Here is a 24,319-nt window from a genome sequence, read left to right on the forward strand (position 1 = left end):
TCTCCTTAAAATGTATTTATTGATGCAATCATACTTTATAAATAAGCAGATGTTAACACTTTTCCAGAAAAAAATTGACCCAGCAAATAAAAATTCACAAAAAAGACACAAATTCAGTTTTAAATTTAGGGATTACGTACTCTTTTTCACCTTTTGAACAAAGTACGTATAATTTCCTGAATACATTTTTAACCGACCATTCTGCAAATGAAGCACTTTTGAACAAATCTGATCGATAAAGTAACGGTCATGCGATACGGTAATAATGGTCCCTTTAAAATGACGTAGCGCTTCCTCGAGAACCTCACGGGAAGCAATATCAAGATGGTTTGTCGGCTCATCTAAAACTAGCGTATTAACGGGCTGATGGATGAATCTAGCTAGGCGTAATCGCATTCGCTCTCCTCCGCTCAGGTTTGCCACCTTACGAAATACCATTTCCTGATAAAACATAAATCCAGCAAGCATATTTCGCGCTTCTCCTTCTGTCACGCGTACCTTGTCTCGAAAAGCCTCTAGCACTGTTTCATGAGCATCAAGTTCCTCCATTTGTTGTGAAAGATAGGCTAGCTTAACGCTAGAACCTAGTTTTACAGTGCCTGCATCAGGTTCTTCCGCGTCAATCAAAAGTTTAAGCAACGTGGACTTTCCGGCCCCGTTATCGCCTACGATCGCGATACGATCCTTCTGACGAATCGACAACATTTCGTCCACTAGAAGTACTTTCTCCCCGTAGCGTTTGCTCACACCCTCGAAACTTGCCACCTCGTCTCCGCTTCGCTTCGACTCTTCAAATGCTAAATTCATTTCTTTTTGTGCAAGAACCGGTCGTTTTACTTTCTCCATTTTATCGAGCATTCGTTCCATGTTTTTCGCTCGTCTGAAAAAAGCATCATTTGGCGGATTAGCTCGCGCACCCCATTCGCGCAGTTGCTTGATCGCCTGCTTCATTTTTTTGATTTTCTTTTGCTGATCCTTATAAGCTTGAAATTCGCGTAAAAGTCGCTCTTCACGTTCCTTCAAATAGCCCGAAAAGTTTGTCTGATAAGTAATCAGCTCCTTATTTTCAAGCTCAATCATCTTTGTCACCACTTCATCGAGAAAATAACGATCATGTGAGACGACTAAAACGGCTCCTTTATAGCCTTGCAAGAATTTAGTTAGCCAAATTACTGCCTTTAAATCCAAGTGGTTCGTCGGCTCATCCAAAAGTAACAATTCCGGTTTTTCAAGTAGCAACGCACCAAGAGCCGTTTTGGTCTTTTCGCCGCCACTTAGCGCCTGCCATTTTTTATTTACAAGCTCCGCAAGTCCTAACCCGGCGACCACCTTTCCAAGTTCAGCTTGCATCTCATATCCGCCTTGCTCCGCAAATTGTGCCATCAAATTTCCGTAGCGTTCCATCACTTTCTCGCTCGCATCTATTGCCATTTGCCGTTCCAAGTCCGCCATCTGCTTTTGAATCGCCAAAAGCTCTGCAAAACTTCGCTCCAGCACTTCAGCGACAGTTAGTTCCGAAAACTCCTCTGGAATTTGCCGCAGCATCCCAATAACTGCATCTTTCTTCCGCGTAACAAGACCGCTATCTGCCATTTCCATCCCGGCGATCAATTTTAAAATCGTACTTTTCCCTTCGCCGTTTCGTCCAATCAACCCGACCCGCTCGCCTTCCATAATTTGCATCGAAATCCCTTCGAGCACCTTATCGCCAGCATAACTTTTCGTTACTTGATTCAAATCTACAATTTTCATTTTCTTTTCTCCTCTTTTCCTGAAGAAAAGCACAAATGTTTCATGTGAAACATTTTTATACACAAAAAAGACACCAGACAAGCGTCCGGTGCCTCCATTATTTCAACTCGGAGATTCATCCATGCTTCTCAACTTATTTTCCATTTATACAGTTTTGATAAAAAAGGGCAGACTTGTCCCCTGCAACTGTCATTCTGGAAAAAATCGCACGAACAGTGTATAAATATGCTAAAAATCCTGCTTGCGCTTTTGAAAGAAACATCTGAATCTCACCTACTTTCGCTAATTAATTGCTTTAAGAATAACGTGAAAACGTTTTACTGTCAAGTAGCCAAGCCCTACTCCATATTCTTGCGGTGCATCGCTTCTCGCTCTTCAAAACTGATTTCACGATGAACTTGGTGCAGCATCCAAATATAGCCAAAAGGATCTTTAAACATCGCGTTGCTAACGCCATAATCTTTCATCTCGGTCACGGCTTGAATTTCCGTGCAGCCCGCATCCATCGCCCGCTTGTAAGCTTCTGAAATTTCTTCCACCGTTACATTGAACCAAATTGGCAAATTTTCTTTCGGATCGGGTGCCGCAAGACCTGCATCCGCATTCGCATCGAGCATGTGAAACCTTGTCCCGTAAATTTCAAAAACCGCCTCATTTTGACCTTTCGCAAAGCTTGTGGCTTCAATCCGCTTCGCATCAAAAATTCGCTCGTAAAGCGCGAACGCGGCTAGACTATCTTCTACAATAAAATCCATTTCAACTGCTTGCATACTCTCACCTTTCCTTTCAGTAGAACTTTCCCACATTGTAATGGAAATAAACGTTCCGGGAAAACCCTACAACTTTTAAAGTTTGCTAGTTACAACTAGAGTTTCTTTCTCTCTTTGCGGTAAAATAGAGAAGAAAAGGAGGCTAACTTATGAAACTCAAAAATTTGGGCATCCTAACCGTCCTTTTTCTACTAGCTATTTTAACAGCTTGTGGAAATACGGCTAACTCGTCTAAAAAAGAAGAAAAAATCGATTTACATATTTCAGCTGCTGCTAGTTTAAAAGATGCGATTGACGAGATCAAACCGCTTTATGAAAAAAAATATCCTAGCACAAAATTGACTTTTGATTTTGCCGGATCTGGTCAAATTCGCGAACGCGTTACAAGTGGTGCTCCAATTGACGGTGTACTTTTTGCAAGCGAATCCGACATTGACAAACTAGTTCAAGCGAAAAAGGCAACATCTAAAGCTGAGTTTGCACAAAATACGCTGGTTTTGATTGAACCGACATCGAGCAAATCCAAAAAGAGTGCTGATTTAGCAGAAAAACTGAAAGCTTATCAAAAGTTTGCTCTTGGAGATCCGGAATCCGTCCCTGCTGGAAAATACGGGAAAGAAACACTCGAAAAGCTGAATTTATATGATGGCATGAAAGACCAACTTGTACTCGCTTCAGATGTTCGCCAAGTACTCTCTTATGTGGCAGCTGGTAATGCTGATGCTGGCTTTGTTTATGAAACGGATGCCTTGATTTCAAAAAAAGTAAGCGTCGTTCAATCAATTCCAGATGATTTGCATGCCCCGATTGGCTACTATTCTGGAATCGTAACGGACACGGAACACAAGAAAAATGTTGAATCTTTTATGAAATTTATGCGCAGCGAAGAAGCACAGAAAGTTCTGAAGCAATATGGGTTTAAACCAGGAAAATAATTTTCAAACTACACATCAAAAAGCGAGAAAAAACACCTAAAGTCGTGTTTCTTCTCGCTTTTATTTAAAATCTCCGTCCATATAATAAAGCCGCGCCTAAGCTTAGTAAGCTAAATCCCGCGAGCCCACCAAATGGAATCCCATCGTCATCCCCTGTTGGTGGTAACACCTCAGAACTCGAGCCCATCAAAGTAACCTGCCCGGTTGGATCAGCACTGCTTCCTTGTTGCTTCGCAAGCGCCTTCCCAGTTGTAACATCATCTAGCCGATAAGTCATCCCCGAATCACCTGCAACAGCCGTATAACCATCCGGCACGTCTTTTAACCGAACCGTATATTTATAAGCATCTCCGTCTTCATCATATTTAGGTAAATTATCAAAATGATACTTGTAAACACCGAACTCATCACGCTTCACAACTTGTTCATCATACACGTCATCATTTTGAAGCAATTCGACAGTCACCGCATCCGGACGAATACCAAGTTCATCTCCTAAATCATTCCAATCAATCGTTCCTGCAACAGCTGTTTCTTCCGTATTTTCATAATGGTTCGTAATATCTGTACCACTTACCTCGCTCGTATAGCCTTCTGGCACGCTCTTTTCTCGAACCGTATACACGTATTTCTCGCCAGTCTCCTTGTACTCAGGCAAATCCTTAAACGCATAATTCCAATCATCCGTGCCGTCGCTCGTGACATTCGTTTCATCCACGACTTGATTATCTCTTAAGAGCTCAACCGTGATGCTCGCTGGCCGCGTTCCAAATTTATTTTCGTAGTCGTCCCAGTGTTTCTCGCCGTCAACATCAATGTAGCCGTCACCAGAACCGCCACCGCCCTGTCCCCGGTAAGTCGCCGTAGAAACCGCATCATCAATCAGTTCCGTGCCATCATAAGCAAAAGCACGATTCGGGAAACGGTTGTTTTCTGCATTATAATTTAATTTGGTGTCATAGCGAACCAAGACAGATGTTCTTGCCGTGTCTTCCTTCGCATCAGCACTCGTTAAATAGCCAAAATCTAATTGCGCCGTTTTCGTTCCATCTGCGTTTTCTGTGAACGGAATATCATTCGTATTTTCTTCAATCACCGCTTTATTCCAATTCCGATATTGAATCTTAGCTGAGCCTGGAATATAATCTTGGGTATTTTCCATCGTGTCTTTAAAAACCGAATCCGCTACTTCATACCCACCATTATTGACAGTCACCGTCCAGTGTACAATCGTTGGATCCGCTTGATCATAGGTTAGCAGCTTTGAAACCGCACTCGTTCCCGAGCCGCCACCTGAAATGCTTTTCGAAAAGTTTACATGAATGGTATTATTCGGATTGGTTTGCAGCGGAAAAGCTAAATCATTCCCATTTTCATAATCCAAGGTTCCTTTGTTAAAATTCGACCAAAAGTTAAAATACACTTCCACATTGCGCATTGATTTCACATTTTCATCGAAATGAATCGCGATCGTCCCCGCTTGGATGGTCACATTTCCAAGTCGATCTCCATTTGTTGTGAAAAGTTCAATCGGTGTGGTCGTCTCATACTTCAATTCTTGCGGCAAAGGCATTGTATAAGGTTGGCTCGTGTCGATTTGATTTCCATCTCCAACAGTCAAATCATATGTAGCATTCACAGATGAAGCGTCACTAATCTTCTTATCGCCAACCGGCCCCGAAGAATTGCTAAGCGAGACCCCTTTCACAAACTGACTCGCATCCAAGTTTTCAGCGGCCGATGCTGGCGTTGCAAAATTGACAAACATGCCAAAAAGCAAAGCAAAGACAAGCAGCCAACTGTTCATCTTCCTTTTCATTGTCATCTCTCCCCCTAAAAAAGTAACAATGATAGTTCTTAGCTGAACTTCGTAGCTCCTTGCGGTTAATTTTTATGTCTATCATTTTTATGGCAGATCCCTTAATAGAAAAAGACCAAAACCATGGTTTTAGTCTTTTTCCACAAATTAATTTTCTTTAAACATCATATTGGCTCACTTCTTCCGCCAAAAACCAATCTATTAGGCAACAAGTAAAATGAACAGAATTAAGTCTCACCCTCTAAATACAGTGGACAACTCATGAAGCCAAAAGCATTAGACCCTTACATAATTTCCACCTTGTTATTTATTTTATAGCAAATAATACACATCAAATTTTCCATTCGAAAAACGCACTAAAATTCTTTATTTAAGCAAAAGATCTTGAGCGAAAATTCGCTCAAGATCAATCAATTAATGCGTTTTACGTTTAAGGTAATAACTTGAAAGAAGCATCAATAGAAGCCCTGCTAATACAACCATCATCAACGATTCATCCCCTGTAGTAGGAAGTTTTGAACCATTGGAGTCTCCTTGATTATTACCACCATTTGAGTTGTTATTGTTTGAATTTGTATTTTTGTCTTTATCTTTGCCGTTATCTTTATCTCCTGAAGATCCGCCGCCCACATTTTTGTCGCCATCTGGGTCTGGATTTCCAGGTTTTTCTTCTTTTACATTTTCTTTCGTCACAGATACCATCTCTGCTTGTTTTTCAGTGATCGTAAATGCAACTGGAGTTTTATCTAGTTTGTATCCTGTTGGTGCTTTCGTCTCTACAAAGCTATAATTCCCTGGTTCTAGATCTTTTACGATGATAAGACCATTTTTATCCGTAGTTAAATTCGTTTTAATCGTTTTACCATCCGCATCAAGTAAACTAAATTCTGCTCCTTCAAGCTTAGTCGCTTGATCCGCACTGTCTACTTTTACCAGTTGAACGTCACCAACATCTTTTACATTTTCAACTACAAGTTCTAATGTTTTCTTTTGTTCTTTTTCAATTGTAAACAGAATTGGCGTCTCGTCTAACAAGTATCCGGTTGGTGCCTTTGTTTCTACCAGTTGATAGTTTCCAGGCACTAGATCTTTGATGAGAACTTTTCCGTTTTCATCTGTTACAATTCCGTCTTGGAGCATATTTCCATCTGAATCAAGCAGCTTAAATTCTGCTCCTTTAAGGAAAACTTGATTATCTTTGCTATCTACTTTAACAATCTCGATATTTCCAACATCTTTTACATTAGTAATTCCTAGTTGCAATTCTTTACTTTGTTCTTTTTCAATCGTAAATTTAATTGGAGTTTCATCAAGTAAATAACCTTCTGGTGCTTTTGTTTCTACAAGTGAGTAATCACCTGGTACTAGATCTTTAATAACTAATTCACCTGATTTATTTGTTGTTAAACCTTCTTGAAGCACATTACCTTTTGCATCAAGTAATTTAAACTCAGCACCCGCTAGCAATTGATTTTTATCTTTGCTATCTGTTTTTACAACTTTTACAGAACCTAAGTCTTTCACGTTAGTAACTGTTAAGTTTAAAGTTTTACTCTGCTCTTTTTCGATCGTAAATTTAATTGGTGTCTCATCAAGTAGGTAACCAGCTGGTGCTTTTGTTTCCACAAGTTGGTAATCACCTGGCACCAAATTTTCAATTAGTAATTCACCATTTTCATCCGTTTTTAAGCCATTTAGAAGCAATTGACCGTCCGCGTTCAGAAGTTTAAACTCAGCACCCGCTAGTAAGACACTTTTATCTTTGCTATCTGCTTTTATTACTTTTACAGAACCAACATCTAACTTATTAGTGGCTTTCACAACTACCGTTTCTTTCTGCGACTTCTCGATCGTAAATTTAATTGGTGTTGTATCAAGTACATAGCCTGCTGGCGCTTTTGTTTCTACAAACGAATAGTTTCCTGGTGCAAGTCCTTCTACAAGGATTTCTCCATTTTCATCTGTTTTCAAGTTTTCTCGAACGACCTTGCCATTTTCATCAAGAATCTTGAATTCTGCTCCAGGAAGTAATACAGACTTGTCTGCAACATCGGATTTAATGAGTTTAACATTACCTGGGATAAGCGTATTATCAATAGCTATCTTTATTGGCGCTGTTTCTTTACCAGTGATTTTAATTGGGTATTCTTTTTTCGATAGCTCATAATCTGCTGGTGCTTTTGTTTCAACAACTGTATAGTCTCCAATTTCTAGCGCATCTGTCATCAACTCGCCTTTTTCATTGGTTGTTCCAACAAATACTACATTTCGATCTTTATCATAAACTGTAAATTCGGCGCCAGCTAAACGTTCCTTTGTAGCGTCGTCTTCTTTAATAATCTGAGTTCGGCCATCATATACAATTGTTGTTGCCGTATTTGTATATAAATCACTATCCGCAATGTGCAGGATAGCCTTATTGTCAAATACGTCTCCCACTTCTGGATCTTTTACTTTGACCCTAAATGTGATTTTTTGTGTATCTCCAATTCCAATTTCCTTTTTAGTTACTAAATTTAGAACTGTGCCATCATCTGAAACATTGTAGTCAAAGTAATCACTATTAATTGAAGTAACCTCAGCCACAGTCATTTTATCTGGTAATGGGTCGGAAATGGAGATGCCCGCCGGAATGCTGGCTCCTGATTTCACACCAAATTCAAGTGTATATTCCAGATCATTCTCGCCAATATTTACTTGTGTTTTATTTACACTTTTCTTTAAAGAAAAACTACTATTCGAAGTAATCCGAGGTTTAACTGGAAATTCCCGATTACGTTGATATTCAGAAGATGTTAGCGTTGCTGAATTCTTTTGGGTGCCCATATTTAGATCATCCACTTGCAGCGCGTACTCAATTAGATAGTATTCATCATTATTAATATCACCAAAGTCCACACGTAATTTATTTGCTGTCGCATCGTAGGAAATCCGATCTGCAAATTTTTCAGTTACGTAGTGATAGCCAGTCGGCTCATGTTTCGAGTTGAAACCTTCAATTTGAATGATACGAATGTTGTCAACTGGTGTTATATCCCCCGTCGCCTTACTAAAAGGATCAGGATACGTTAAACTTGTGCCCGCTGGAAGTGTATCTTCTACAACAACATTGTGTAAGTCCAGCTCTGCATAGTTTACTGCTAGGAAAAAGCGGTTTTTCCCTGGCGCATCAGTATCTAAAAGCCCAACTGAATCTTCATCTACTGCATATTGATACCATTTATAAAATAACTTGTCAGCCGGTGTTGTTCCACCAATGATTTGTACATCTTCTTTCTTTGTTTCACCTGCGTAGTCTAAAGTAAATGTAGCTTCATCATCTTCTCTAAACAAAGGAGCTTTATAATTGATCGTAAATGAGCAATTGATAGCTTCGTCTGGATCAACTTGGTCTGGATCTAGCTTCAGAATAATTTTATAGTCTCCATTTTCATCTGTTACTGTTTCGCTGTAAACAAACGGGCTTACATCCCCAGTCGGTTTTAATTCACTTGGATCCGAAACTGTATTTTTAGGGATAGTAATAACTACGTCTCCATTCGATGATTGAAAATCTCCTGCACTCCCATTAATATTTACCCCTACAGCAACATTTTGAGCAGGATTTATTGGATTAGGGTTTACCTTTATACTACTATTCACAGTTTTTGCCGTTGTTCCCTCTGTGTTCGCTGAAACCTGTGCTAAACACGAAGAAATAATTAATGCAAAAACTAGAAAGAGAACACTAACTTTTTTCATCACAAACTTCTCTCCATTCATCAGTAATTTAGTTTAATGCAAATTTTCTTTTTCTCTTCATTGATAAGTTTTGAACACAAAAACCTCCTTGCATACACATTTATGAATTTAGCATATCATGCAACGAGATTCACAAACGCCATTTTCATCAATTTTTGATCAGGGTTTTCGCCCAAACGATAAACTTTCCTTCATAAACACCCATTCCAAAAGCAACTTGAAACCCTGTTCTAGACGAAAATCAAATAAAAAAAAACCTGACAAAGATTGACTTTTAAGCCAATCTTCGGCAAGTTGATCAAAGTTCCCATTTTCAAATAGAGAATATTAATTTTTTATGTGAAACAAAAAAATCTTTTTTGATTTAAAACTGAATAACGGGATCTAAGATGCAATTCTGCTTAGATCCTGTTTAGTATTTCTAGTCTTGATATTCAAATGGTCGATACTTTCTTCTAAGCACATTTTGATTATCCAGTCTTTCTAAAATCTCATCGCGAAAGTATAAAACAACGCCATTTTTTTTGATTCGCTGTATTTTATTGCGATTAACTAGTGAATAAAAATTTTGTTTCGAAATTTGTAGCATTTCAATCGCTTCAGCTGTTGATAAAAAATACGCATCTAAAAATTCCAGCTGTTCTTTTTTAGAAATCTCTATCGTCATAAACATCCCCTCCTTCATCTCCACACAAAGATGTGTTTTCTAATAAATTTTTACAAATGAAAAACATATATAAAACTGCAAACATAACGATGACAATACTTTTAGATGCCATGATTGTATCTATTGGACTTGTAATAATCGCATAAAAGAATGGTAAAACTACGATCATTTTTATTTTTGATTTTAAATTTTTCAAACCAACCCAAATTACACCTATTGTTAATCCAAATAAAATGAGCATACAAATTGCACCTAAAAATCCTAACTCCCCAATAATCATCGCCCAGTAAGAATCCGTTGCAAATTGTGGATTATTAGGAGAAAGCCCCCAAACACTATCAAGGTTATATCTAGCAAATATGGGAGAATAATGAACTCGAGCCGCATGTGATCCAAACATTCCTAGCCCTGCTCCAAATGGGAAATGTTCTTTAGCGATTTGGATAGATGTTCTAAGCAACAAACCTCGAGCTTCACCCGTTGAACCAAAAATCTGATTCATAATCCGATCCCAAGCAAACCAGATAAATACTGCACCAAGAATTCCAGCAAAACTAAATGGAATTCGTTTAAGGTATGGAAGAACAAAAGCTAATATAAGAAAACAAATATAGAATCCGATCGAAGTACTTCTGCCTGCAATAAAAATCAGCACAAAATTCGAAATCAGATAAACATAAGGTGGAGTCGTTTTTTCTAGCAAAGCAAACAAAAACCGAATTGCACTAAATATAATAACAACTAAGGCAAATTGTGCTGGATGCCCAAAACCAAATGAATAGGTATGAATCCCAAAACGCGTATCAAATGAATCTAAAAACGGAACTACCAAATTCAGTCCATATGCCAGAAAGCATGAAATGGTAAAGAGTAGTGAAATGCGCTTCATCCAAAGAACTGTCCCTCGTAAATCAATGCCACCAAAGAAATATTTTCCACAAAAGAAAATTATCAAAAACTTGATATCCCCATAAAAAGTAATCACTTGTTCCTTGAGAAGATTATGTTCGTGCAGAGCAAGGTTTGGAATAAGGGCAATCATGAAGAGAACAATAACTGTAAGTATTACCCAAATCCCTGTGCGTGTTATTGTTTTCCTGCCACGTGCATTTTGGTAGAACACTTTATAAAGTGCAAGCCCCATGAACAGAAACCCTATTAAGTTGTTGATCGTTCCCATAACAGGAATAATATTTTGTAATAAGCCTGAAAAGAGAACGAGGATAAATAAAATCATAAAAAATAGCATGGTAATCTGTCCTTTATTTTAAACTCATTTTTCTACTAAATCGTGTCAATTTTTTTGTTCCAGTTTCTTAAAAAGTAACGGAATTTGTTTAAGTGCATAGTTAGCGAAATGCGGTCCAACATCTGAATGATTTTTATAATTACCAAAATCGAGGTCAAGATCGCAATCAACATCTTCTAAAAAGTCCAAAAGCGGTACGACATGTTTCGTGTACATGCTCTCTTGTTTGCTTACGTGAATAGAAATATTCGGCTTTGTCTCTTTTTGATTGATCATATCGAAGAGTAAGTCATTTAGAAAATCACAATTTTGATCATTTACCTCACCCATAATGAATTCGAAAATTTGTTTGTGCCAATCAAGTCGCAAGTAATTTCCTAGTCGAACTTGAGGAGCGCCAACAACGGAGGCACCGTAATTATATTTATTTTCAAAATACATAGCAGCAAATCCACCTTTACTAGACCCCGTTAAAATCACATTTTCCTTTTCCAATTCAAGCTCTTTACGAACGGATTCAATCAATTCGTGTACAGCTCGTTCAATATAGAAATCTTTATTTTCTCCAAGATAGTAAGCTCCCCGCTTATCAAAACCAAAGTTATCCAAAATATAAAGTCGTGAAGTTCTCAGTTTTTTAAACTTCAAAATATAGTTATAACGTGCTGGACGATCTTTTCCAGGGTACGAGGAAAAAATAACAAGCAAACGTTTTGTTTTTTTCTTTTTAAATAATAAATAGCGCAGCGTACAATCTGGCGTTTTAAATTGTTTTTCGAAAAACAATGTCACTAAAATATACATACGACTCAAAAACTTTTTTATAGTATTAATCACTTTGACTCTCCTTTATTCCTATTCTTTGCTTTCTCCGTAGTAATAGTATTCTTTTTCCTTCATTTCAGCATTATTAAAGACGACTCCTAAATATTTCGAGTCTAGTTCAGATAACAAATTAATACTTTTTTTCACTTCATCCTTACGGGAGTAGTTATTCTTCACAACCATTACACAGCGATCTACAAATTTAGATAATACAAGAGCATCCGTTACAGCCAAAATAGGTGGCGTGTCAATAATAATCATGTCAAACTGCTCTTTAAGCTCTGCAATAATGTCTTCTAGTCTTTTTGAATTTAAAATTGTATGGGGTGAAGCGATCTTCACGCCTACCGGAAGTGCATACAAATTTGTATCATTAATTTGTACAATAGCGTCTTCCAATTTAAAATCAGCACTCACATCAAGCAACCCTGAAAGACCAATTGATGTCCGAGTTTGCGGAAAAGTGTATCCCATAGATGGCTTCCGCAAATCCAAATCCATTAATAAAATCTTTTTGTCATATTGTGCGTAAGTTGCTGCAAGGTTGCTTGCGATCATTGTTTTCCCGCTGTCTTGAGTAGGCGAAGTAATCAGTAAAGATTGCAAGTTTATATCAAGGCTTACCATGTCAATATTAGTTTTGAGTGTTCGAAAATATTCAGCTTGTCCAGAACTTGGTTCATAAATTGCAACTAATCGATTTCGTAAATCCTTCTTATTTACTTTATTTTTCATGTTTATCCATCCTTTTACTTATTCTGGGTAATAATCTTTGATACGCCCTATTGTTCCTAAAACTAATGTGTCTAAGTCTGCCAGGTCGGCTTCAGATTTAACTTTATTCGAGAAAATGGTAATGCAAGCTACAATGATAATTCCACCTAAAAATCCTAATATAAGTCCACCTAATGCAAAAATCGAATTTCTCGGGAAAATAGGACTAACATTCGCATTCACGTTAGCTTGATCCAGAAGCTCTAAATTATTAGCTTTCATCATTTGAGGAGTCACATTTACAAACTCTTTTGCAACGGTATTAGCAATTATTGCAGCATCCTTCGAATCAGATGATGTAACGACAATATTTATTATTTGTGAATTTTCTTCTGTTATTGGTTGAATACTTTCTTTAAGTTCTCCTACCGAAAACTTATTTTCCAGTTCTTGATTTACTTTATTTAGCACCTTTGGACTTTTGATAAGCGCTTTATAAGTATTAATCATCTGTAAGTTAGCCTGTACCTCTGCATTTTGCGAGACTGCACTCTCTTCTGTATTACTTGGTACTACTAAAACTTGTGATGTCATTTGATAACTTGGTGTGATAAGAAAAAGAGAAACAAACAGCGCACACAGAAGTCCAACTACACTTGATATGGTCAACGTCCACTTATGTTTTAATAACGCATAAATTAACTCACTAACACTAAATTCTTGATTCATAGTCTTACCCTTTCTAAATTTTGATAATGATCATGCCATTGTTGCATGTAGGCTTCAATCGAAAACCGTTCAAAAATGGTTTCTCGTGCATTTTGTGAGAGGAGCTTTCGCTTTTCAGCATCATTTAGCAATTCCTCAAGTGCTTCTGTAATCAAAGAAATGTCTCCAGCATCCACTAAGCGACCATTTTGCTCCGTTATAACTTGAGGGATTCCTCCCACACGGCTAGCAATATTAGGAATTCCTGATGCCATCGTCTCTAAAATTGCCATTGGTAACCCTTCATGATAGGAAGGAAGCAAGTGAATAATTGACTCACGCAAAACCTCCATTTTTTCTGAATCTGTGATCCAACCTCCAAGTGTGACATTAGAAAGATTCATACGCTCAATTTCATGTTGTGTCTTTTCAATCTCACCGTCTCCATATAAGACAAACTGATAATCTGGATGCTTCGTATAGATTTGCTTTGCCACTTGCAAAATATCAAAACTGCCTTTACGATGGCCGATTCGACCAAATGTAACAATTTTTTTTGCATTTTTTTGGTACAAGTCTACTTCAGGGATTGGAACAGCATTAGCAATAATTGTAATTGGTGTTTCCGTTAATTGTTCGTAAAATTCTCGCCATTCTTCACTCAAAACCACTATGCTGTTTGCTTTATTAAAAATACTTCTAATCCATTTTTTCATCCAATTGTTTTGCTTTTTGTAAAAAACATCAAATTGTGAAGCATGCATATGCATAATCACCGTTGCCTTTTTATAGCTTGCTAGTAATAATATAGCTTTTCTATAGAAACTCCCATCTTGAGCTACGTGTAAATGAATAATTGTTTTCTGCTTTTTAATTTCACGACGCAATTCCCGGAAGCTCCGCCAAGCCTGCTTTAACCTAAGCCATTTCGATCCTTCTTGCCAAGTAGTTAAAAATGTCATTTCTACGTCGTTATAATTAAAATAGGTTTCAAAATTGCGGATCACTGTAGCAATTCCACCTTTTGCTTCACTATCTGGCCCAACAACTATGACTTTCATATGTTTTCACTTCCTTTTTCTTTCCATTTAGGTATTATTGTTTAATTCGTTTTCTTCCGCTTATCATGTTACGTATCCGCATAATAACCGCCTGACATTCTTTTGTTCTATAGAAAATCAGTACATATAGTAGATTTATTAAAAAGAACAGAATAACGGCTGCCAAGATAAAGGAAAACCAACTTCCTCTATAAATCAAATCCATTACTGGTAGTGAAACCACAAAAATTACCGCGGTTATTACTACATAAATTCCGTACATCTTGAAATAATCCCAAACACTTTTTTCAAATCCTAATCGGTAAACTAGATAAGGATCCACAAGTGTTGTTGTCAAGAGTCTCGCTATAATCGTTGCAACTAACACACCTACAAGTCCCCAATACTGAACAAATATAAGAGATAAAATGATATTCAGTATCGCCATCGCAATCGGAACAAAGCGACCTTGTCTAAAAAGCCCCATTGTTGTTCGATAAGTGTATGCCGCAAACTGCATGCCATTCACATAGAAACTGATGATAATGACTAGAAGTGTCCCTTTTCCAAGTAAATAGCTATCCCCAATCCAAAGTGAAATAAATGGATTGATGACATTGTAAAGCATGATTCCACAAAGGAAATAGATCCAAGAAACCATGAAAAACAATTGTTTAAACACCTTTTCTTTTCGATCTTTATCTGTGCTAGTATTTAAATGTCCCACACTGCCCGTAATGGAACTAAGCGCTCTTGAAAGAACCGTTACTGCCGCCGAGATAATTAGTAAATAGTTGGAATAAATCCCTACTACACTAAGGCCTAGAAAAGCTGAAATAATGACGCTATCTGTGCTATTTATGATAATCGAACCAAATTTATACATTGCAAGTGCTTTAACGTTTTGAAAAATAGTTCGTGTTTCGGATTTTTCTAATTTCTGGATGGTTTTTCCTGTCAAAAATCGATATTTTCTATTGGCGTAAGCTGCCAAAAACAAGTTCAAACTAAAAGTCCCGATGACTTGAATGATGACAAAACCAATATAATCACGCGTAAAGTAAAGATAAATTAACTGCGCAGCAGATTGCAGAAAAAAGAATATTTGCTGACAAACATTGATCACATATTCTTTTTGATCTGCTGAAAAAATTGCTTTCTTGTATGAAAACAGATAAGAAATTGAAGTGTTTAATAAAAATAAGAAATAAATAAAATGAATATTCTCAGGTATATTGGGTTGATCCTTAATTAAATATTTGAGAAATGGCATGATTAGCATTCCAACTAAGAAGACGACAAGACCAATCGTTCGATAAGCCTTCGCATAAAGTTCCATAATCGCTTTTATACGCGTTTTATTTTGATCAACCATGCTTTTATACAAACTAAATATTATTGCGTTCCCAATGCCTAATTCTGCGAAGGAAAGCACCGTTAAAATGTTTGTAAAGAGTGCATCAAGTCCAAGATATTCTTTTCCAAGATAGTAAATAAAAATCGTTCGGTTAACAAAGCTAAGTAGTAAGAAAATAACTTGTGTGATACTGCCAATCATTAAGTTTTTAACAACATATTCTGTTTTTGTTTGTGACACCTTTTCAACAACTTCCTTCACTTTTTTACATGCATTTTTAACTAGTACTGATCGTTTGTTTAATTCGCTCAATAAGCTGCGTAGATGAAACACCGGCAGTATATTCGAAGTAAACAGCATCTACATTACGACGTTTTAATTCTCTTTCTAATTCAACAAAAGTTGAGCTTCCTTTCCAGTCGTTCCCATGAAACATGACTTCAACATCGTAGTTATCGATTATATCGAGTTTACTTGCATGACTGGTTTGAGGAATTACTAAATCAACATCTCGTTGTGCTTCAACGATCGTTTTCCGATCTTCAAATGGTACAACTGGCGTTTTATTCTTATAAGCTTCAACAAATTCATCTGTACTTACGCCAACGATTAGAAAATCACATTGATCTTTTGCTTGCTTTAAAATATTGAGATGACCGACATGGAATAAATCAAAAACGCCAGTCGTTAGTCCTACTTTATATTTCTTCATTCAACTTACTCCTCTTCAAACTGGATTCGGGTTGGCTTATGGGTAATTCGTTTTTCAACTGGAGGAAGCGCCATGTAATTCTCGCCATAAATCTTTTTCAAAAAAAGAGCTGTCTGTTTAGGCGCTTTAAAGTTATAACCTTCAAATTGAACTACTTCTGCCGGGTCATAGATTTCTTTTAACATTGTTTGTTTTTGATAGCCGTATTGACTCCCATAATTGACATAGTAAGGTGCGTCTTCATTTTGCCCGTATTTCATTATCCCGGTAAGCCAACTAAAAACCCTTTTCGTAGAAATTGGTCGGGCAAGCCCAAGCATCAATTTCTTTGCTATTCCTATGTTTCCTGCAGCTGTTTTTGCATTTTCTTTTAAAAAGAGTAGGCCTTTCAAGTGCTTTATGATTCGACCTTTTATATGAAAGAAAGCACCATGATCTTTTGCTACATCATCAAGCGGAAAGATATCAATGAAAATCCCGCTATGCCGCACTTTCGCAGAAATGTTTTCCTCTTGAAAAACAGTATGATTCTTTTTAATTTTAATAATTGGTAAATAATAGTGGGGATCTGTTGTGCCATAGTGTAGAAATAAAGATTTTGGTAACTCACGAGCGGCTATTTCTTGAAAAGCTTCAAAATCTGCTCGCGGCATAGCAATATCAATATCATCATCCCAAGGAATAAATCCGCCATGTCTCACAGCCCCAAGAAGAGTTCCACCCATCAAGTAATACTTTAATTTGTATTTATCACATAGCTCTGCAACTTCGATCAAAATGCTTAGTTCAGTTTGTTTTAATCTCTCCAAAATTTCTTGTTCAGTTTGCACTTTTATTCCCTCGCTTTTTTTGCAAGCCTTGAACTTTTGCCTTGCAAATGTGACCTAAAAATTGTAGGTTGCCAACAAAATATCGTTTAAACATCCGCTTTGGTTCTTGTATAAAGCGATAAAACCATTCCATACCTAGCTTCTGCATCCATTTTGGAGCACGTGTCGTTTTTCCCGCAATAACATCAAAGCTTCCGCCGACTCCCATCACAAAAGGTACATCAAGTTCATTTAAATACTCATTCGCCCAATATTCTTTTTGCGGGCTAGAAAAACCTAGAAACAAAATATCGGCCTTACTTTCACGAATTTGCCTGACAACTTCACTCGATTCCTCCGTCTGAAAATAGCCATTTCGAAAGCCTGCGAAGGACATGTTAGGATATTTTTCTTGAAAGTGTGTTTGAAGTGTTTCAATAACTTCTTGAGTTGCTCCTAAAAAAAACGGTCGATAGCCTTTTACAACGCTAATATCTAGTAACTTTTCAAATAGATCGATACCCGTTACACGTTCTGGAATTTTATGACCAAGGATTTTTCCAGCTAAGAGAATCGAAGAACCGTCGGCATTAATCAGTGGTGCACTATTCACAATTTGTCTTAGCTTTTCATCTTGATACATAAGATTGATTTTGTTTGCATTAATTACTACATGTTGAGTAGGCTTGCGTGCATCTATGATTCGCTCTATTTCTTCCAATGTTTCTGACATGGTAAGACAATCTAAATAGCTGCCTAGTAGTTCAATTCTCAAACCTTTAATCTCTCCTCTTCTTTCTTAATTTGCGTCCTATACCTTTAAACGCCACTACCTTTACTTGTAAACTCTTTGAAAGTTAGTAAAATAATTTTAATATTCAACCCTAAAGTTCTTTTGTCGATATATTCCAAATCCAATTCAACCATTTGTTGAAAGCTTAAATTGTTACGTCCACTTACTTGCCAAAGACCTGTACATCCGGGCGTCACTAACATACGTTGCTTTTCATATGCACTATATTTAGCATATTCAGTAACGAGTGGTGGGCGAGGACCTACAAAAGACATTTCGCCTTTTAGAACATTTAAAAACTGTGGAAACTCATCTAAACTCGTTTTACGGATCCATTTTCCGATCTTCGTAATACGTGGATCATCTTTCATCTTAAACATATGGCCGTCCATTTCATTTTGCGCCTTGAGTTTAGCTAATTGCGCTTCAGCGTCAACGTGCATGGATCGGAATTTATACATTTGAAATCTACGACCATTTTTTCCTACCCGCTGTTGCTTGAAAAATACTGGTGCACGCCAGTCTTCGATCTTAATTAAAAGAGCAATCATAAGAAAAAGCGGAGAGGAAATGATGAGTGCAACAACAGCTGCCAAAATATCACATAGTCGCCAGATTTTGTCATAAAGCGGTTTTTCGCTTGAAAGTTGCACACCCTGTTGCATCTTAAAGCTTGTTTTTTCCACTTATCTTTCTCCCCCTTGTTAAACAGTTACTTTATTTTGCTCATATTTGGCTTCATATAGAGAACCATAGTTAAAATACTTCACATCTTTTGCCACAGTACTTACAACATTTTTTGTATCAAATACAACTGCTTGACTCATATTATCGGTAAATGATTTTGGAATATTCCGAAATTCATCGTGATCACTTAATACAACGATCAACGAACTATCTTCACAAGCTTCCTCACCAGTCATATTCATATTAGTTACATGCGGTTCAAAAATACGCACGTCAAATTCTTGTTCAAGCATTTCTTTAATTTCCATCGCCGGACTTTCTCTTACATCATCAATATTGCCTTTGTAAGTTAAACCAAATAACGTAACACGTTTATTAGACTTATCGCTCATCAAGTTACGCACGTTTTGCACAACATATTCAGGCATACTTGTATTAATAGCTCGAGCAGTTTGGATAAGCGGCGATACTTTGGGTGCCGCTGCAATAACAAAGTATGGATCGACAGCAAGACAATGCCCGCCAACGCCTGGACCTGGTTGATGTAAGTTCACGCGCGGATGCATATTTGCCATTTCAATAACTTTCAAAGGATTAATATCAAGTTCTTGACCAATTTTTGCAAGTTCATTGGCAAGAGCAATATTTACATCACGAAAAGTATTCTCCATTAATTTACTGAGCTCAGCTTCACCAGCTTTCGCACGGATGAGTTCACCTTTTACAAAACGCCCATAAAGTTCTGCAGCTTTCTCAGTACACGCTTCTGTCATTCCACCAATAATTCGTGGATTATAAATCATTTCATGCATGATATTACCTGGTAAAACACGTTCTGGACAATGTGCTAGGAAAATATCTTCACCTACGCGAAATCCAGCTTTTTCAATCATGGGTTGAACAATATCTTCCATCGTCCGTGGTGCAATGGTTGATTCGACAACGACTAAATTCCCTGGTTCTAAAATGGGGAGTATAGCTTCTAGAGCAGAAACTACGTATCGATCATCACAACTTCTAAATTCATCATTTCGATTAGGAGTTGGCACTGCAATAATAAATGCGTCTGCTTTACCTGGCTGTGTGGCAGCTTGAAACATCTCGTCTTGTAAAACCTGTTGAAATAATTCTTCTAGCCCAGCTTCTTCGATATGGATTTGCCCACCATTTAACCGGTCAACAACATCTTGCTTTGTATCAATCCCACGTACTTTAATACCGTGCTTTGCAAATACAATCGAAGTTGGAAGACCTATATAGCCTAACCCAATTACATTTACATTCATTTAAAATCACCTTTCTGCCATTATTTTTCTGGTACTGTAAGTTGCCATTGCGCCATTTTTTTACCTTGTGGAGCATAGTAAACAGTCACTGCTTTTACACTTGCAGGGATTTCATAGTAGCCTGTTCCTTTAAGAGTTTTTCCAGCAGGAATTGCATCACCAAAATTACGAGCTTCCATAGAATAAGCTTCATATGTTTTGCCATTATCTCCTTCTACTAGAAAATCAAATGCGCTACGTCCCAAACTGTCTTTATCCGATGTATTTTTAATCTCAAAAGAGACTTCAAGCATATTTTTCTTATCGGTAGACTGACCGAAACTTGTTTTAACACCTGTTACTTCAATATCAAAACCATCCGCTGTTTCCACCTTTTTGTTTACTTCATTTTTTGTTGCTGTTTCGCTTGTTTTACTTTTCTTTGCTTCGTCTTTTGTTGCTGCTGTTTTATTTGCTTCCTCATTCTTGGCTTCATTTTTTGTTGTTGTCTTTTTATCTACCTTTTTCTTTGTTTCAACTGTTTTTGTTGATTTATTTGTTTTCGTTTTTTCCTCTTTACTTGTATCTCCACTTGTTGAACAAGCAGTAAGTGAAACACTTAATAAGAGTGTTGAGATAATTAATATTACTTTTTTCAAATTCAGCATTCCTTTCAAAATTCCAAATTCCGTCTATTTATTTTAATTCTATAGCCTTTTAGTTGCTTGAAAATAAATAATCTAGTTTTATAAATCAGGATAAAATCTGGCTAGGAAAAGCTCATCCAATCACGAGCTTTTCCTGCCATCATTTATTGTGTTATAACTTGTTTAAACACGACTGTTAATTAGTAAGAGTTACTGTTTTAGTATCAAGAAGAGCACCATCTGGATCATAAGCCTTCATTTGCACTTTTTGACTAGAGCTTGTTACTTTACCATAAGCATAGAATGAGTATGTTCCGTCAGCGTTTAACTTAGCTGCTTTATACTCTTTTCCATCAACTACCATAGTAACCATCGAAACATCGCCTTTAAAAGTTCCATATACATAGCTTTCTTTGTTTACTTTGTATGGCTTATCAACAGTGATGCTACCTTTATAAGGTACTTTTTCTTTGATAGCAGTACCAGTAGCTGTTGCTAGGGCATTTCCTTTTGCATCATAAGAAGTGATTGTGAATTTACCAGGAGTTACAACGTTACCATGTGCATAGAATTTGTAAGTTCCATCAGCTTTCACAGTACCACCTTTGAATGTCTTACCAGATGCGTCAGTTACAGTAAAGTAAGCAACATTTCCTTCATACGTACCAGTAATGTTACTGTCTTTTCCAATGACGAAATCAGTAGTTGTTAATTTGTTTTCTTTAACAGTTACAGTAATTGTTTTAGTTGCAGTATTACCATTCTTGTCTGTTACACTGTAAGTTACTTTATATTTACCAGGTTTAGTATTGTCCACAGTGTTTTCAATAACTTTGATGCTTGAAGTAATATCGTTACCATCTTTATCTGTTGCTGTTACACCTTTTTTAGGGTCAAAGTCTTCTTTTACAAAGATTTCTTTGTCAGATGCATTGATCACTGGTTTGTCAGCTGGGTTTCTGTCTTTAACAGTTACTGTAATCGTTTTGTTTACAGTATTTCCATCTTTATCAACTACGCTGTAAGTTACTTTGTAGTCACCAGGTTTAGATGTATCAACAGTGTTCTCAGTAACTTTGATGCTTGAAGTAATATCGCTACCATCTTTATCTGTTGCTGTTACACCTTCCATAGGATCAAACTTGTCACCTACAACTAGTTCTTTATCAGACGCATTGATTACTGCTTTTTCGTCTGCAGGATCTGTTGGCGCGTTTTTCCATTCTAGTTCTTTAACTGCAGCATTTAGACTTCCGCCACCGATCGCAAGACCGCGATCTGGTTTCTCATTTGATTTCGTTTTGATTGTATATTTATCTTGTTTTGGAATTTGCTTACCAGTGTCTCTTGACCATTTACCAATGTTGATATTCAAATCTTGTGTAGTCCATAAAGCTGAAAGAGTTCCATCATAACGAGCTGTACGATATGTCAATGTGTTAGATTTTTTATCATAAACAAGACCATCATCATACTCTTTTCCTTTCATGAAAGAAAGTGGGTTCTTATATTCGTGTTGCTCATTTTTAACTAAAATATCCTTGCCATTGTAGAAGTTTATCTCGTTAAGACCATATCTTTCACGAGACCATCCCCACCATCCTTCGTCAATCGTCGTTGTCCGGGAGACACTACCTTCAATATATTCATTCCAATTTGGAGTTTCGAAAAACTCTTTGAATGCATTGTCAAAAACAATGTTATTATATTGACGCATTTTTTCTACTGCAGTAGATGATGACATTGCTGTCCACCCATGCGTATAAATGTTCAGGTAGTCACCATCAAATGATGTTGTACCCAAGTTTCTTTTCTTGTTATCAAACTCCGCATCGTATGGTAAGCTGGCAAGTCGTGCTGCCTTTTCATCATCAACATTTGCTTCTTTGCTTGCTACTGTAGCCTCACCTTGTTGTTTATTAGCATTTTGTACTTCTTCTGCAAAAGCAGGTTGTGCAACAACCCCACCTAATTGGAATGCACAAGTTGCGATCGCAACTGCTGCATACAACTTTTTCTTCTTCGTCATTATTCGTCTCCTTTAAATTGAATTTTTTAGTAAAGCTGATTTCCCACTAAACTTAAGATAGTAATTTGTGAATAAACCACATCCAGTTATAAAAATAAATCGTTAACGAAAGTTTAAGTTTAGCTGGCTCATCAACTCAACGAAACTTAGTATAAAGCGAAAACACCACTTAAAAAAATCAAAAAACAGTATATAAAATTTCACTTTTTGCGCGAACATGACACTTATTTGACACTCTGAAAAAGAAAACGTTTTCCTGTTACCATATATTTTCTAAAGAAACAAGCATAAATAAGTGGATTAAAAACCTATTTTTGTTTTTATCTAGTTTCCTAAAAGTACTTTTATCAAGCATATTCGCTTTCTTTTTATCCTTTAAAAGCCTTTTTCTATGAGACACACATATCTTCCTTTCAAATTTATTTGCTTTTCTATATTTAATTATCTACGAGAGAAAAATTTGTTTAGTAAAAAACTTAGATATATAGGAATTTAATAGATAGAAAAAACGCCTATATATGGAAAGAAAAAATCCGATCAGAAATTCTGATCGGATAAAAAGCCATAAAAAAGAGACGGTTTCACGTGAAACCGTCTCTTTTACAATTGTATTAAGAATTTTGATAGTTTGCTTTTGGTCTTAGATATACTGCCCAAACGACAATTAAACAAATGACCGCGAATAGTCCTAAGAAAACAAATCCCAATGAAAAGGAACCCGTTGCATCTTTAATCGCTCCAAGCGCAAGCGGTGGGAAGAACCCACCAAGGCCACCTGCGGCCCCAACAAATCCAGTAACAGCTCCTGTATTTCCAGCTGAAACCATCGGAACCATCTTGAAAACAACGCCATTACCAATTCCAATTGCAAGTGCTGTCAAGAAAATACAGCCTGTGAAAATAACAAAATTTTGAAGCAACAATGCCATCACAAACGCAAAAACGATCACAAGTCCAAACAGTCCCGTTAAAATCTTAGTTGGATTTGCTTTGTCCGCAACAACACCGCCGATCGGACGCATTAACGTAGCAACCGCCGCAAAGGCCGCTGAAACAAGCCCCGCATTCACAGGATTCATCAAGAACTGATCGGACATAAAGGCTGGCAAGTAGTTACTAAGCGCGACAAAAGCCCCGAACGTCAAGAAATAAAACAGCGATAAAAACCAAGTATTCTTGTCTTTAACAACAGATAATTGCTGCCCGAGTGTCTTTTTCTCCGCTGCGATTGGCATTTCTTTCGCGAATAAACTGAAGAGAACAATGATAACAAGAAGCGCGATGATGAGCGAATAATAAATCCAATCAAATCCCCAAGAGTTGTTAATTTGCGGAATAATCAGGCCTGCAAGTGCATTCCCGATGTTCCCCATTCCGGCAATTCCAAGGATGAGTCCTTGTTTTTCTGGCGGGAACCAAGCCGAAACATACGAAATCGCGATGGCAAATGTTGTTCCCGCCATTCCAAGGAAAAGTGCCAATAAAATGAGTAGTGGAAATGAAGAAACATGTGGAACAAAAATAAGTGGAATAATGATGAAAAGCATTGTTCCGATGTATACTTTCTTTCCGCCGATTCGGTCACTGAGAATCCCCATTGGAATTCGCATGACGGAACCGAGTAAAACTGGCGTTGCGATCATTAAGCTTTTTTGCGATGCTGAAAGTCCAAAGTCAGAGGCAATTTGATTGGCAACAGGCGACAAGCATGCCCACACCATGAATGAAATCGCCATTGCAACTGTAGCAAAAATGAGTGCCGTGATTGCATCTTTTTTTGAGTAATTCATTTTCATATCC

Annotated in this window: 20 protein-coding genes; 1 reads left to right on the forward strand and 19 read right to left on the reverse strand. The window is 37.2% G+C overall.

Going from position 1 to position 24,319, the window contains the following annotated elements:
* Positions 1 to 132: 132 nt before the first annotated feature.
* Both abc-f and UR08_RS09960 read right to left on the reverse strand, forming a co-directional pair.
* A complete protein-coding gene (abc-f, locus tag UR08_RS09955; protein WP_115753784.1) occupies positions 133 to 1,752 on the reverse strand; it encodes a ribosomal protection-like ABC-F family protein in 1,620 nt (539 codons plus the stop codon).
* Positions 1,753 to 2,090: 338 nt separating this feature from the next.
* A complete protein-coding gene (locus tag UR08_RS09960) occupies positions 2,091 to 2,522 on the reverse strand; it encodes a VOC family protein (RefSeq protein ID WP_115753488.1) in 432 nt (143 codons plus the stop codon).
* Between the two features lie 149 nt (positions 2,523 to 2,671).
* Here UR08_RS09960 and modA point away from each other — a divergent pair, with 149 nt between their 5' ends.
* Positions 2,672 to 3,457: a molybdate ABC transporter substrate-binding protein gene (gene modA / locus UR08_RS09965; protein WP_115753489.1), complete on the forward strand. Its 786-nt coding sequence runs from the start codon at positions 2,672 to 2,674 to the stop codon at positions 3,455 to 3,457.
* Positions 3,458 to 3,521: 64 nt separating this feature from the next.
* Here modA and UR08_RS09970 read toward each other — a convergent pair whose 3' ends face one another.
* From UR08_RS09970 to UR08_RS10050, 17 genes are all read right to left on the reverse strand, one after another.
* A complete protein-coding gene (locus UR08_RS09970) occupies positions 3,522 to 5,276 on the reverse strand; it encodes a Cna B-type domain-containing protein (protein ID WP_165849983.1) in 1,755 nt (584 codons plus the stop codon).
* Positions 5,277 to 5,690: 414 nt separating this feature from the next.
* On the reverse strand, positions 5,691 to 9,017 hold the full coding sequence (locus tag UR08_RS09975; protein ID WP_115753785.1) for a SpaA isopeptide-forming pilin-related protein: 3,327 nt from the start codon (positions 9,015 to 9,017) through the stop codon (positions 5,691 to 5,693).
* A gap of 421 nt (positions 9,018 to 9,438) precedes the next feature.
* Complete coding sequence (locus tag UR08_RS09980) at positions 9,439 to 9,684, reverse strand: helix-turn-helix domain-containing protein (protein WP_240616068.1); 246 nt, start codon at positions 9,682 to 9,684, stop codon at positions 9,439 to 9,441.
* A complete protein-coding gene (locus UR08_RS09985; protein WP_205757239.1) occupies positions 9,665 to 10,933 on the reverse strand; it encodes a hypothetical protein in 1,269 nt (422 codons plus the stop codon). Before UR08_RS09985 ends, UR08_RS09980 begins: the two co-directional genes overlap by 20 nt.
* 45 nt (positions 10,934 to 10,978) lie before the next feature.
* The gene (locus UR08_RS09990) at positions 10,979 to 11,770 is read right to left on the reverse strand and encodes an accessory Sec system protein Asp2 (protein ID WP_240616069.1); all 792 of its coding nucleotides are present in this window, start codon (positions 11,768 to 11,770) and stop codon (positions 10,979 to 10,981) included.
* A gap of 18 nt (positions 11,771 to 11,788) precedes the next feature.
* Positions 11,789 to 12,493, reverse strand: coding sequence for a CpsD/CapB family tyrosine-protein kinase (locus tag UR08_RS09995; RefSeq protein ID WP_115753492.1), 705 nt, complete (start codon positions 12,491 to 12,493; stop codon positions 11,789 to 11,791).
* An 18-nt stretch (positions 12,494 to 12,511) separates the two neighbouring features.
* A complete protein-coding gene (locus UR08_RS10000; protein WP_115753493.1) occupies positions 12,512 to 13,201 on the reverse strand; it encodes a YveK family protein in 690 nt (229 codons plus the stop codon).
* Entirely contained in the window at positions 13,198 to 14,241 is a 1,044-nt protein-coding gene (locus tag UR08_RS10005) for a glycosyltransferase family 4 protein (protein WP_115753494.1), read from the reverse strand. The genes UR08_RS10000 and UR08_RS10005 overlap by 4 nt, the downstream gene beginning before the upstream one ends.
* Before the next feature lie 34 nt (positions 14,242 to 14,275).
* Positions 14,276 to 15,817 carry a lipopolysaccharide biosynthesis protein gene (locus UR08_RS10010; RefSeq protein WP_165849984.1) on the reverse strand — a complete coding sequence of 514 codons (1,542 nt, stop codon included), beginning with the start codon at positions 15,815 to 15,817 and terminating at the stop codon, positions 14,276 to 14,278.
* Positions 15,818 to 15,854: 37 nt separating this feature from the next.
* Entirely contained in the window at positions 15,855 to 16,289 is a 435-nt protein-coding gene (locus UR08_RS10015) for an FAD synthase family protein (protein ID WP_115753496.1), read from the reverse strand.
* A gap of 5 nt (positions 16,290 to 16,294) precedes the next feature.
* Positions 16,295 to 17,119 carry a LicD family protein gene (locus UR08_RS10020; RefSeq protein ID WP_115753497.1) on the reverse strand — a complete coding sequence of 275 codons (825 nt, stop codon included), beginning with the start codon at positions 17,117 to 17,119 and terminating at the stop codon, positions 16,295 to 16,297.
* Positions 17,109 to 17,873 (reverse strand): WecB/TagA/CpsF family glycosyltransferase, encoded by a 765-nt coding sequence (locus tag UR08_RS10025; protein WP_338067040.1) that lies wholly within the window; start codon positions 17,871 to 17,873, stop codon positions 17,109 to 17,111. The genes UR08_RS10020 and UR08_RS10025 overlap by 11 nt, the downstream gene beginning before the upstream one ends.
* A gap of 44 nt (positions 17,874 to 17,917) precedes the next feature.
* Positions 17,918 to 18,556, reverse strand: coding sequence for a sugar transferase (locus tag UR08_RS10030; RefSeq protein ID WP_115753788.1), 639 nt, complete (start codon positions 18,554 to 18,556; stop codon positions 17,918 to 17,920).
* Positions 18,557 to 18,595: 39 nt separating this feature from the next.
* Complete coding sequence (locus UR08_RS10035) at positions 18,596 to 19,864, reverse strand: nucleotide sugar dehydrogenase (protein WP_115753498.1); 1,269 nt, start codon at positions 19,862 to 19,864, stop codon at positions 18,596 to 18,598.
* Between the two features lie 20 nt (positions 19,865 to 19,884).
* The gene (locus tag UR08_RS10040; RefSeq protein ID WP_240616070.1) at positions 19,885 to 20,502 is read right to left on the reverse strand and encodes a DUF5067 domain-containing protein; all 618 of its coding nucleotides are present in this window, start codon (positions 20,500 to 20,502) and stop codon (positions 19,885 to 19,887) included.
* 184 nt (positions 20,503 to 20,686) lie between these two features.
* Positions 20,687 to 22,519, reverse strand: a complete 1,833-nt coding sequence (locus UR08_RS10045; protein WP_115753499.1) for an immunoglobulin-like domain-containing protein — start codon at positions 22,517 to 22,519, stop codon at positions 20,687 to 20,689.
* A 611-nt stretch (positions 22,520 to 23,130) separates the two neighbouring features.
* Positions 23,131 to 24,309, reverse strand: a complete 1,179-nt coding sequence (locus tag UR08_RS10050) for a nitrate/nitrite transporter (protein WP_115753500.1) — start codon at positions 24,307 to 24,309, stop codon at positions 23,131 to 23,133.
* Positions 24,310 to 24,319 lie beyond the last annotated feature (10 nt).

It is taken from the genome of Listeria kieliensis, from assembly GCF_003369925.1.
GTDB classification, from domain to species: domain Bacteria; phylum Bacillota; class Bacilli; order Lactobacillales; family Listeriaceae; genus Listeria; species Listeria kieliensis_A.